This is a genomic window from Prosthecomicrobium pneumaticum, from assembly GCF_014199915.1.
Lineage (GTDB): Bacteria > Pseudomonadota > Alphaproteobacteria > Rhizobiales > Kaistiaceae > Prosthecomicrobium > Prosthecomicrobium pneumaticum.
Genome location: NZ_JACHOO010000001.1, coordinates 661137 through 672231, shown reverse-complemented (window position 1 = coordinate 672231; position 11095 = coordinate 661137). Strand labels below are relative to the sequence as shown.

11 protein-coding genes are annotated in these 11095 nt (G+C 69.2%); 2 read left to right on the top strand and 9 right to left on the bottom strand.

Annotation, left to right across the window (positions count from 1 at the left end):
- Positions 1-909 precede the first annotated feature (909 nt).
- Complete coding sequence (locus GGQ63_RS03080) at positions 910-1953, top strand: hypothetical protein (RefSeq protein WP_183852352.1); 1044 nt, start codon at positions 910-912, stop codon at positions 1951-1953.
- A 58-nt stretch (positions 1954-2011) separates the two neighbouring features.
- Here GGQ63_RS03080 and GGQ63_RS03075 read toward each other — a convergent pair whose 3' ends face one another.
- The 8 genes from GGQ63_RS03075 to GGQ63_RS03040 form a co-directional block, all read right to left on the bottom strand.
- Complete coding sequence (locus GGQ63_RS03075) at positions 2012-2359, bottom strand: RidA family protein (protein ID WP_183852350.1); 348 nt, start codon at positions 2357-2359, stop codon at positions 2012-2014.
- A gap of 71 nt (positions 2360-2430) precedes the next feature.
- A complete protein-coding gene (locus GGQ63_RS03070; protein ID WP_183852348.1) occupies positions 2431-3936 on the bottom strand; it encodes a xylulokinase in 1506 nt (501 codons plus the stop codon).
- Between the two features lie 7 nt (positions 3937-3943).
- A complete protein-coding gene (locus GGQ63_RS03065) occupies positions 3944-4870 on the bottom strand; it encodes a phosphotriesterase family protein (RefSeq protein ID WP_183852346.1) in 927 nt (308 codons plus the stop codon).
- A complete protein-coding gene (locus GGQ63_RS03060; protein WP_183852344.1) occupies positions 4871-5632 on the bottom strand; it encodes a creatininase family protein in 762 nt (253 codons plus the stop codon).
- On the bottom strand, positions 5629-6363 hold the full coding sequence (locus GGQ63_RS03055) for an SDR family oxidoreductase (protein WP_183852342.1): 735 nt from the start codon (positions 6361-6363) through the stop codon (positions 5629-5631). The genes GGQ63_RS03060 and GGQ63_RS03055 overlap by 4 nt, the downstream gene beginning before the upstream one ends.
- Positions 6360-7196: a carbohydrate ABC transporter permease gene (locus tag GGQ63_RS03050; RefSeq protein WP_183852340.1), complete on the bottom strand. Its 837-nt coding sequence runs from the start codon at positions 7194-7196 to the stop codon at positions 6360-6362. Before GGQ63_RS03050 ends, GGQ63_RS03055 begins: the two co-directional genes overlap by 4 nt.
- Entirely contained in the window at positions 7193-8044 is an 852-nt protein-coding gene (locus tag GGQ63_RS03045) for a carbohydrate ABC transporter permease (protein ID WP_183852338.1), read from the bottom strand. The genes GGQ63_RS03050 and GGQ63_RS03045 overlap by 4 nt, the downstream gene beginning before the upstream one ends.
- A gap of 62 nt (positions 8045-8106) precedes the next feature.
- Positions 8107-9474 (bottom strand): ABC transporter substrate-binding protein, encoded by a 1368-nt coding sequence (locus GGQ63_RS03040; RefSeq protein ID WP_183852336.1) that lies wholly within the window; start codon positions 9472-9474, stop codon positions 8107-8109.
- Positions 9475-9718: 244 nt separating this feature from the next.
- Here GGQ63_RS03040 and GGQ63_RS03035 point away from each other — a divergent pair, with 244 nt between their 5' ends.
- Positions 9719-10006 carry a putative quinol monooxygenase gene (locus tag GGQ63_RS03035; RefSeq protein ID WP_183852333.1) on the top strand — a complete coding sequence of 96 codons (288 nt, stop codon included), beginning with the start codon at positions 9719-9721 and terminating at the stop codon, positions 10004-10006.
- 23 nt (positions 10007-10029) lie between these two features.
- On the opposite strand, the gene GGQ63_RS03030 is transcribed toward GGQ63_RS03035, so the two are convergent.
- Complete coding sequence (locus GGQ63_RS03030) at positions 10030-11052, bottom strand: LacI family DNA-binding transcriptional regulator (RefSeq protein ID WP_183852331.1); 1023 nt, start codon at positions 11050-11052, stop codon at positions 10030-10032.
- Positions 11053-11095: the final 43 nt, after the last annotated feature.

Sequence of the window (11095 nt, the reverse complement as noted above, 5' to 3'; positions counted from 1 at the left end):
AATCGTGCCGGTTGGTGTTCTGGGTACGCCCTCTCCATCCGTCATCCCGGCGGAAGCCGGGACCCATCAAGCCGGGCGGCGCTCGCGTGGCGGGGCGGGGAGCAGCCCGAGCTCTGCACGTGGGTCCCGGGGTCTGCGCTTCGTCCCGCCCCGGATGAAGGGTGTGTGGGGGGAGACAGCGGCGTTCGGTCCTCGCGCGTCACGATTATGGACCCCGGCACGGAGGCCGGGGTGACGGGTGCTCTGGCGTGGCGGGCCTTCGGCCTCGGCGCCGTCACCCCCACCTCGATCCTCGCCCCTTGTGGTCCCATAGGGGGTAGGGAGTCCGCTGCTCCGGGACCCCGCCGGCTGCTCCACGGCCCCTTCTGCCTGTTCTTTCGAACAGCCCCCTCCACCCGTCATGCCGGCCTCCGTGCCGGCATCCATAATCGTGCCGGTTGGTGTTCTGGGTACGCCCTCTCCATCCGTCATCCCGGCGGAAGCCGGGACCCATCAAGCCGGGCGGCGCTCGCGTGGCGGGGCAGGGGAGCAGCCCGAGCTCTGCACGTGGGTCCCGGGGTCTGCGCTTCGTCCCGCCCCGGATGAAGGGTGTGTTGGGGGAGGCAGCGGCGTTCGGTCCTCGCGCGTCACGATTATGGACCCCGGCACGGAGGCCGGGGTGACGGGTGCTCTGGCGTGGCGGGGGCGGCTCCTGCCCGAACCGTCCCTGGGTCTGCCGAGGGTCATCACCACCCATATGACAGGCTTTGGAAGATAGTTTGCTCTGGATTGGTAGAGTTTGATCATGATAGAGAAGGGGCGTCATCCGATCTGGCGTGCCGTGGTGTCCGGCCGCTCGGGTCTCCATCGCCACGACACCAGCGCCCAAGGCCGGCGAGCGTCCGGCTCGATCATCGGAAGGAAACGGCTGTGACCCGCCTCGAGGAGAAGCTCGCCCGCATTCGCGCCGGCCAATACCGGCGGAGCGATTTCGTGATCGCCGATGCGAAGGATGGCGACATGGGATCGGGCGTGACCGCGACGGCGCCCCATCGCGGCAAGGACGGTTCATGGAGCCGCTATCGCACGCGCGCCGAGTTCCTCGACCAGATCGCCGAGATCGTCGCGCAGGACGTCGTCGACATCATGCTCGTCTCGGCCTCCAATCTCGAACTGCTGCAGGAGCGCGGCGTGTTCGCGAACAGCCGGGTGAAACCTGCGATCCGCGCCAATGATGCGACCGATTGCTGGGGCGGCGTGCGTCACCAGCGCTACACCAGGGCGCCGTCGCGGCCGCATCGCACCGCGAGCCTGCCGCGCATCATGCATGGCGGGCTCGATCCCGATCCGACGAAGCCGGTGACCGGCACCGATCTCGGCCTCTATTCGATGACCTTCGTCAACGATGTCGAGATGGATCTCGCCGCCGGCGAGGCCTTCGCCGCCTTCCGCGAGGACGCGGCCCGCAACGGCTTCAAATACTTCCTCGAAGTGTTCAATCCGAACGTCGATTGCGGGCTCGACCGCGCCGCGGCGGCGGAGTTCGTCAACGACAACATCCTGCGCGTGCTCGGCGGCGTGACGAAGGCCGACCGGCCGCAATTCCTCAAAATCCCGTTCAACGGGCCGGCGGCGCTCGAGGAGCTCGCCTCCTTCGATCCCGATCTCGTCGTCGGCGTGCTCGGCGGCGGCGCCGGCACGACGCGCGACACCTTCGAACTGATCGCCCAGACCGAGCGCTATGGCGGGCGGCTCGCGCTGTTCGGCCGCAAGATCAACCTCGCCGAATCGCAGACGACGATCGTCGCCATGATGCGCCGCGTGGCGGAAGGCGACATCGCGCCCGACGAGGCGGTGCGTGCCTATCACGCGACGCTGAAGACGCTCGGCATCACCCCGACCCGCAGCCTCGAGGACGACCTCGTCATCACCGAGGAGCCGCTCAAGCACGCGGCGCAGCGGCTGGCCGCCTGAGCGCAGAGAATGCGGCGGCCCCCTCCAGAGGGGCCGCCCATCTTGATCGGCGTGCGGCTCAGTCGAGCGCGGCGGTGACGATCACCTCGACCTTGTAGCGCGGCGCGGCGAGCTTCGCCTCGCCGGTCGCCCGGGCCGGGGTGTTCTGCGGGTCGACCCAGGCGTCCCACACACTGTTCATCTCGGCAAAATCCGCGATGTCGGCGAGCCAGATCGTGGCCGACAGGATCTTCGACTTGTTCGAGCCGGCGAGTGCCAGCAGCCGGTCGACCTCGGCGAGCGCCGAGCGGGTCTGCGCGGCGACGTCCTCGCCATCCTTGCCGACCTGTCCGGCGAGATAGACGACATTGCCGTGGATCACGGCCTGGCTCATCCGGGGGCCGACCTCGAGCCGCTTGATCGACATGGAACTTCTCCTTTTTGGCGCAATGGGAGGCCGTCCGCGTGGGCGGTCCGGCCGGTGGGAAGGACGGGGGGTCAGTCGGCGTCCGACCGGGCGAAGGCGATCTCCGTCGCGGCGCGGCGACGATAGCGGCGATAGGCGGCGCGGCAAGCCTCGAAATGCGCCTCTGTCGGCGTGAAGGCGGTGCCGTTCGCGACCGTGCGGGCGACCACCGCCTCGAGACCGCCCCAGCCGACCGCGACCTGCGCCATCAGCGCGGCGCCGACGCTCGAGGCGTCGAGCTCCTCGATGCGCACGACGGGCCGTTCGAGCACATCGGCGATGATCCGGCACCAGCGGTCGACGCGGGCGCCGCCCTCGGCGACGCGCACCTCGCGCACCGTGCCGCCGAGCCGCTCGAACATCGCGACGCAGTCCTTCACGTTGAAGGCGACGCCCTCCATCACCGCCTGCACCATCTCCGGCGCGCCATGCGCCGAAGAGAGGCCGGAGAAGCCGGCGCGGGCGGCGGCCTCGGGCGCCGGTGTCGCCGAGCCCTCGAGAAAGGGCACGAAGGAGACGCCGCGCGCACCGGGCGGCACGCCCTCGGCGAGCGCGGTCATCGCGGGAAAGGCGAGCCGGGCCGGATCGCCGGTGGAGAGCGTCCTGTGCAGCCAGGAGAGGCTGAGGCCGCCGCTCATCACGAGGCCGAGCCAGATGGTGCGCGCCGGATCGGCATGGGTGATCGGCCAGAAGCCGGGCTCGCGGCCGATCTCCGGCAGGCTGCGGGCCGACAGCACGACATGGCCGGCCGTGCCGAGCGTGACGCCGAGCACGCCCTCCTCGACGACGCCGCAGCCGACCGCGAGCGCCGCGACATCGCCGCCGCCCGGCGCGACCGGAGTGCCGGCGGCGAGGCCGGTCGCGGCCGCGGCGTCCGACGTGATGGCACCGGCGATCGCGAGCGAGGGCCGGATCGGCGGCAGCAGGGCGGGCGCAATGCCCGCGGCCTCGCAGAGCGCGCCGGTCCAGTCGAGGCGGCGCACGTCCATCAGCCCGGTCGCCGAGGCGTCGGAGGGGTCCGTCGCGACCGTGCCGGTCAGCCGCCAGAGAATGTAGTCCTTGACGAGCAGCGCCCGCTTCGCCGCGCCGAGCCGTTCCGGCGCATGGCGGGCGAGCCAGGCGAGCTTCGAGAGCACGGCGATGGCGGTCAGCTCGGTCGCGGCCGCTTCGCGCAGCAGAGGGCCGTGGCGGGCGGCGAGGTCGGCGGCGACCGCGGCGGCGCGGGTATCGAGCCAGATCAGGGCCGGCCCGAGCGGCCGGTCCTCGGTATCCATCAGCACGACGCCGTTCAACTGGCCGGAGAGGCCGATGCCGGCGATCGCGCCGGCGCCGACCGCCGCCACCACCTCGGCGACCGCCGCCGCGGTCGCGCGCCACCAGTCCTCCGGCGCCTGCTCGACATGGCCCGGCGCCGGTGTCGCCATCGGATAGGGCCGGCTGGCGCGGGCGCGCACGCGCCCGTCCGCGCCGACGGCCACCACCTTGACGGCGGAGGTGCCGATGTCGATGCCGAGCGTGGCGTCGGAGATCGCGCTCAAGGCCGGCTCAGAGCTCGCCGGCGAAGAAGCGGCGCGGATTGTCGACGAGCAGCATGGTGAGTTCGGCCTCGGTGAAGCCCTCGGCGAGGAGGCGCTTGCGGAAATCGGTCAGAACATAATCGAGACCGGGGCCGCCGCCATAGGCGCGCCAATAGCTCGGCCGGCCGAGATCGTTGCCGATCAGCAGCCGCTCGCCATGGCCGCTGTCGATCATCTCGCGCAGCGCCGCGATGCGCCGGCTCTCCGGGCCGTACTTGGACTTGCCGAAGGAATCATAGCCGAGATAGACGCCGAGCGCGGCGATCCGCTTGTGGTCGGGCAGGTCGAGATTGCGGTCCATGTGCGACAGCGCGATGCGATGCGCCGGGACGCCCTTCTCGATCAGCAGGCCGGACTGTTCGTAGCCCATCGTGCCGGCCGTCGTGTGGGTGATGACCGGGCGGTCGGTCTCCTTGTGGGCGGCCGCCGCGACGCGCACGAGCTTCTGCGCGATGTCGTTGAAATTGTTGTATTCCGTGCCGCATTTGATGATGCCGGCCTTGATCTCCGTGCCGTCGATGCCGACGAGGCAGTCGCGCACCGTGTCGCGGATCATGTCGGCTTCGGAAACGGAATGCGCCCAGCGGCCCATATAATGCGGCCGGTTGTAGCCGGCGGTCATGATCACATTGACCTCCGGCACAAGGTCGGCGATCGCCTTGATCTTCCCGACATTGCGGCCGAAGTCGACGGCGGTCAGTTCGCAGAGCGTGCGGCCGCCGGCGGCGGCGAAGGTCTTCAGCTCCTCGGCCGACTTCTCGACCGAGTCGAGCGCGAAGTCGGGATCGCGGCTGTGCAGCCAGGACGGCGGCTCGACATAGAGATGCTCGTGATAGTCGGTGACGCCGAGCTGGTCCGGGGTGATCGGACCGTGGACGGTCATGATTTCGGTCATCTAGGCCTCTCCGGTGATCAGTCCGTGGCGGGCGAGGAAGCCCGTCCACAGCGCCGCGGAACGCGCCGCGCCGAGCGCGATCCAGCGTTCGCCCTTGTCGCGCGTCGCCGGCGTCGGGTCGCCGAACACGCCCGAACGCATGAAATCGCCCATCGAAAGCTCGGACCTGCCGTAATCGGCCGGCACGGGCGGATAGTCGGGCGCGGCACGGTCCATATGGACGAGATCGGGCGCGATGGCGAGCATCAGCGCGGTCTCGATCTCCTCGGCGTGGAAGTCGTCCGCCCAGGGCTTCGATGTCGCCTCGGCGGTCATCTCCTTCAGTCCGCCATACATGCCGTAGAGCATCCGGATGCCGAGCCGGTCGTGGATCAGCTCGCGCAGCGCATGCTTGAGCGGCTGCGGGTTGGAGCCGTGGCCGGAGATGAAGAAGACCGCCTTGATGCCCCAGCGGTCGAGGCTGTCGGCGATGTCCCGGACGACGCGCATATAGGTGTCGAAGGAGAGGGTCAGCGTGCCGGGGATGTCGCGCCAGACCCAGGCATAGCCGAGCGGCAGCGCCGGCACGACGAGGCCGCGGCTCAGCCGCGCCGTTTCGAGCGCCATCCGCTCGGCGATCAGCGTGTCGGTCGATGTCGGCAGATGCGGCCCGTGCTGCTCGGTCGAGCCGAGCGGCACGATCGCGAAGGGCACGCGCGCGACGAAATCGCGGATCTCGGGCAGGGTCGCCCGCCCGGCCTCGAGGAAGAGCGGACCGCTCACGCCATCACCTCCTCGTCCGCGGTGACGAGGGCGGCGCGATAGGCGGGGTCGCGATCGAACCGTTCCTGATCGACCGAGACACCGGAGAGCACGCCGGGCGGCAGGGCGGCGAGGGCGAGGGCGGCCTCGTTGAGGATGTCGGGCCGGGCGAGGTCGGCGCGTTCCGCCGGCGACAGATGGGCGAAGAAGCCGGTGTCCACCTTGACGCTCGGAAACAGCGTGTTGACGTTGACCCGCGGCGCGAGCTCCTGCGCCAGCACCCGCATCAGCATCTCGACCGCCGCCTTCGAGGCGCAATAGGGCGCGTCGTTCGCCTTCGCCTGATCGAGGAAGGCGAGCGAGGAGGTGACGAAGACGATGTTGCCGAAGCCCTGGGCCGCCATGCGCCGGCCGGCGAGACGCCCGGTCAGGAAGGCGCCGTCGACATTGACCCGGAGGATGCGCTGCCAGCGTTCATAGGGCAGGTCGACCGCAGCGAGATGATCGAAATCGGTGAGCGCGGCGTTGCCGAACACGGTCGAGACCGGCGAGCGCTCCCAGGCCTCGGCAAGGGCGGCGTCGAGCGCCGCCTCGTCGGTGATGTCGATCCGCCGGTGGCGGTAGCGGGATGTCCTCAGCGCGGTTTCGGCGCGGTCGAGCCCGGTGACGAGCCAGCCCGCGGCGAGGAAACCCTCGGACAGCGCCCGGCCGATGCCGCCGGCGGCGCCGGTGATCACGACGTGCATGTTCATTTGACGGCTCCCGAAGCGAGACCGGCGACGATGTGGCGCTGCGCGAAGCCGACGAAGATCAGCGCCGGGATCATCGAGCAGATCGAGACGGCGGCGATCAGCGGCCAGTCGAACGACATCGTCCCGGCGAGCGAGGCGACAGCGACGGGCACGGTCTGGGCGCCGCGGGCGGTGAGGATGAAGGCGAGCAGGAACTCGTTCCAGGAGAAGATGAAGACGACGATGGCGACCGAGGCGAGCATCGGCCGGGCGATCGGCACGACGATCTTGGTCAGGATCTGGAGATGGCTCGCGCCGTCGAGCATCGCCGCCTGGTCGAGCTCCTCGGGGATGGAGCGGAAATAGGTGAGCAGCATCCACACCGCGAGCGGCAGGGTGAGGGTCAGATGGGCGAGCGACACGGCGATCTTGGTGTCGAGCAGGCCGAGCCCCTTGAAGAGCACATAGAGCGGCAGGATCACCGAGAAGAGCGGCGCCATCCGGATCGAGATGACCCAGAAGGAGAGATTGTCCTGCACCTTGCCGCTCATCCGGGCGAGGGCGAAGGCGGCGGGCGTGCCGAGCAGCAGCGTGAGCACGACATTGGTGAGCGCGATCGTCAGGCTGTTGCCGAAGGCGCCGAGAAAGCCCTTCGAGACGATCGCCGTATAGGCCTCGAAACTCGGGGTGAAGAAGAGTTGCGGCGGCAGGGCGAGCGCTTCGTTCCGCGTCTTCAGCGAGCCGAGCGCCAGCCAGGCGATCGGCAGGAGCACGAAGGCGAGGGCGAAGAGGGTGAAGAGGCCCCGCGCGAGGCGGACGGAGAGCGGCCCTTTCGGTTCGTCGGCGGCGGTCATGCGGGCGCCCTCAGGAAGCGGCGGTAGACGATCGAGGCGCAGACCGTGGTGACGACCACCATGACGACGCCGAGCGCGGCGGCAAGGCCGAAATCGAAGTTCTGGAAGGCCGTCTTCCAGCCGAACAGCGACAGGGTCTGCGTCGCCCGGCCGGGGCCGCCCTTCGTCATCACATAGATCAGCTCGAAGGTGTTGAGCGCATCGATGACGCGGAAGAGCAGGGCGACGACGATCGCCGGCCGGATCATCGGCAGGGTGACGTGCAGAAATTCCTGCAATCGGTTGGCGCCGTCGAGCCGGATCGCCTCGTAATAGTCGCGCGGGATGCTCTGCAGCGCGGCGAGGAAGATCAGGAACATGAAGGGCGCGCGGCTCCAGACGTCGGCGATGACGATCGAGATCATCGCGCCCGTCGGGTCGGCGAGCATGTTGGTGCGGATGCCGATCTCGGGCAAAAGGAAGGCGCCGATGAAGCCCATCTCTCCATTCATCAGGAAGCGCCAGGTGAAGCCGGCGACGACGGGCGGGATGACGAGCGGCATGATGACGATCGAGCGGAGCGCCCCGGGCGTCCGCGGGCTGCGGAAGGCGAGCGCGAGGCCGAGCGAGAAGGCGAGCATCGCCGCGGTCGAGGCGACGAGATAGATCGCCGTCACGCCGATGGCGGACGAGAACTCGGCCGAGCGGAAGAGGACGCGGAAATTGCCGATGCCGTCGAAATAGACGTTCGGATCGGTGACGAGCCAGTGGGTCAGGCTCATCCAGACGAGATAGCCGGACGGGAACAGCACGACGATCCCGAGCGCCAGCACCATCGGCGCGACGAACCAGAAGCGCCAGTCGAGCATCGTCTTTCCTTCTTTCCGCTCCCGCGAGGGGAGCGGCGCCGTGAGGGCGCCGCTCGAGAGGGTCACTTGTAGTAGCCCGCGCGGTCCATGCGCTCCTCGGCCCAGCCCTGCAGGTCCGAAAGCGCCTGATCCTCGGTCTTCGTGCCGGCGATCGCCTCCGAGGCCGCCGTGCCGACCTGGTTCATGAACTCGGTCAGTTCGGGGATGTAGGGGAAGTAGTGCGGGTCGGCGTCGGTGAAGGAGGCCTCGATCTGGTCGAGCATCGTCTTCGGCCACTTCGCCGTCAGCACCGGGCCGTGCATGATCGAGGGATAGGTCGTGTAGGGCCAGCCGATCTGCTCGGCGAAGGCGTTCATGGCGGATTCGCTCGTCATGAAGGCGAGTGCCTTGTAGGCGGCGTCCTTGTCCTTCGAGAAGTTCGAGACGCCGATCGAGAAGGTCCAGAAGCTCTGCACCGCCTTGCCGGACGGGCCGGTGGGGCTCGGCGCGAAGGCGCTGTGCTCCTTGACCTCGGGCACGTTGGAACCGGGGATGCCGGCGAAGGCGTTGATCGCCGAGGGCATCAGCACGACCGCCTTGCCCTGGGCGTAGAGGTTCATCATGTCGACCCAGGTGTGGGTGGCGATGCCCGGAGGGCCGAAGGTCTTCGCCCAGCGCACGAAGGTGTCGAAGCCCGGCTTGAAATCGCCGGTGAAGATCGGCTTCGCCTTCTTCTCCTTGATCGCGGCGGGCGTATCGGCGCCGCCCTCGAACCAGGCCGGATAGCCGGCATAGGCATAGACGAAGCCGGCGAGATCGAGGGTCGGTTCCTCGCCCGGCGCGCCGCGCATGGTGAGCGGATAGACGTCGGTCACGCCGTCCTTGGCGAGGCCGTCCTTGATCGTCTGCAGCGCGGTCTCGAGCCCTTCCGTGGTCTTCGGGAACTCGGTGATGCCGTACTTGTCGAAGATGTCCTTGCGATAGACGACACCGGCGCCGAAGGAATAATAGGGCAGCGCCCACAGCTTGCCGTCGACCGTGTTCGCCTCCAGGAAGGGCTTGTAGACCTTCGAGGCGTCGAAGTAATCCTTGGCGCTGTCGAGATGGCCGTCGAGCGGCTCGAGATAGCCGGCCGCCGAGAAGGTCTGCACGGCGCCGTCGCTGCCGAGCATGACGAGATCGTAATTGCCGGTGCCGTTGACGAGGTCGAGCAGCACCTTCTGGCGTGCCACCTCTTCGTCGGCGAATTCCATGTTGATGGTGATCCCCTCCTTCTTCTCGAAGTCGAGGAGCTTCTGGGTCTTCTCGGTGCCCGACGGCCCGAAGAGGTCGGCCCAGACGAAGCCGGCACCGAAGCCGACCACGTTCACCTGCGTCTGCGCCATGGCGGGCGCGGCCATCGCGAGCGTCGCGGCGAGAAGTGCCGCGGCGCGGACTGGCGTTCTGATCATCTCTTTCTCCCGATCGAGGCTCCCGGCGGAGCCGGCCCTAGTTCCCGACATCGCTTTCGGAGCGCCTCCGCCGGTTTCGATCGCGGCCTTATTGGAGCGCTCCAATAGCGACACAACACGCTTCCGCGCGCGGGATGTCAAGGGGGCGGGGCGGCTCTGTGACGATCGGACGACGGCCGGCTGCAGGCTCGCCATCGCGGATGCCGCGGTCTATCGAGAGCGGAGGACCGAGGGGGAGCGACACATGAACGATCCGACCATCCATCTCGACGGCCATATCGACGTGCCGGAGGAACGGCGGGCCGGCGTGGCCGCGGCGCTGGCGGAGCACGTCGCCCTGTCGCGCGCCGAGCCCGGGTGCCTGACGTTCGAGCTCCGCTGGAGCGTTGACCCGCCGGGGCGGCTTCTGGTCTCGGAGAGCTTCGTGGACGAGGCCGCCTTCGCGGCGCATCAGGAGCGGATGAAGAATTCGGCCTGGTTCGCCGTTACCGCGGGACTGGCGCGTCACTACGCGATCCGCAAAGGCGGCTGAGCGCAGACGGCGACCGCCGGCCGTCACGCCGCCGATTTGGCGCTCGCCGCGCCGGTGCTGCGGCGGGCGACGAGGCGGGGCGGCACGAGCACCTTGCGCACCGGCGCGTCGGGCGCGGCGAGCCGCTCCATCATCGCCTTGATGCCGCTCGTCGCGAGGTCGCGGGCCGACTGGTGAATGGTGGTGAGCGACAGCGTCTCGGTGCCGGCGAGGGTGACGTCGTCATAGCCGACGACCGAAAGATCGCCCGGCACGGAGAGCCCCAGACGGAGCGCCTCGTTGATCAGGCCGATCGCCGCCATGTCGTTGGAGGCGAAGACGGCGGTCGGGCGCCACTCCGAATCGGCGAGCAGGGCGCGCGCTCCGGCGGCGCCGGCATCGATCGTATAGGCGCCCGCGACGACCCGTATATGCCGGTCGAGCCCGTGTGCCGCCATGCCGTCACGATAGCCGGAGCGGCGGCGCTCGGCGCCCGGCGAGGCGCCGCCATCGATATGGGCGATTCGCCGGTGGCCGAGCTGGACGAGATGATCGACCGCGAGCCGGCCGCCGCTGATGTCGTCGGTGGTGACCGCGTCGACGGCGACGATCTTCAGCAGCCGGCCGACATAGACCATCGGAATCCAGCCGGCGACCTCGGCGATCGCCGGCTTCTCGAACGGCGCGCCGATCGCGAGCACGCCCGACACGCGATGGGCGATCAGGGTGCGGATCGCTTCCTCGGCGTTCTCGTCCGTGTCGGCGTCGATCGAAACGAGCGCGCTGTAGCCGTGCTCGCGGGCGAGCAGGCTGGCGATCTTGGCGATCTCGGCCTGCAGCGGGTTCTCGATCTCGCCGACCACGATGCCGAGATATTTCGCATCCGCCGAGGCGAGCGAGCGGGCGACGAGGTTCGGCCGGTAGTCGAGCTGCGCGGCGGCGGCCATGATGCGCTTCCGCGTCTCGGCATTGACCGGCCCCTCGCCACGGATGGCGAGCGAGGCGAGGCTGCGGGAGACCCCCGCGAGCCGCGCGATGTCGGATAGCGTCGCTCTTCTCGAACCCATGACCGCCCGAAGCCTTGCTGGCGACACTGTCGGTCGGCGGCGC

Excerpts from the sequence above, each read along its gene's own strand:
- GGQ63_RS03075 (WP_183852350.1), bottom strand. The coding sequence starts at position 2,359 with ATGTCGATCAAGCGGCTCGAGGTCGGCCCCCGGATGAGCCAGGCCGTG.
- GGQ63_RS03040 (WP_183852336.1), bottom strand. The coding sequence starts at position 9,474 with ATGATCAGAACGCCAGTCCGCGCCGCGGCACTTCTCGCCGCGACGCTC.
- GGQ63_RS03035 (WP_183852333.1), top strand. The coding sequence starts at position 9,719 with ATGAACGATCCGACCATCCATCTCGACGGCCATATCGACGTGCCGGAG.
- GGQ63_RS03045 (WP_183852338.1), bottom strand. The coding sequence starts at position 8,044 with ATGCTCGACTGGCGCTTCTGGTTCGTCGCGCCGATGGTGCTGGCGCTC.
- GGQ63_RS03065 (WP_183852346.1), bottom strand. The coding sequence starts at position 4,870 with ATGACCGAAATCATGACCGTCCACGGTCCGATCACCCCGGACCAGCTC.
- GGQ63_RS03055 (WP_183852342.1), bottom strand. The coding sequence starts at position 6,363 with ATGAACATGCACGTCGTGATCACCGGCGCCGCCGGCGGCATCGGCCGG.
- GGQ63_RS03050 (WP_183852340.1), bottom strand. The coding sequence starts at position 7,196 with ATGACCGCCGCCGACGAACCGAAAGGGCCGCTCTCCGTCCGCCTCGCG.
- GGQ63_RS03030 (WP_183852331.1), bottom strand. The coding sequence starts at position 11,052 with ATGGGTTCGAGAAGAGCGACGCTATCCGACATCGCGCGGCTCGCGGGG.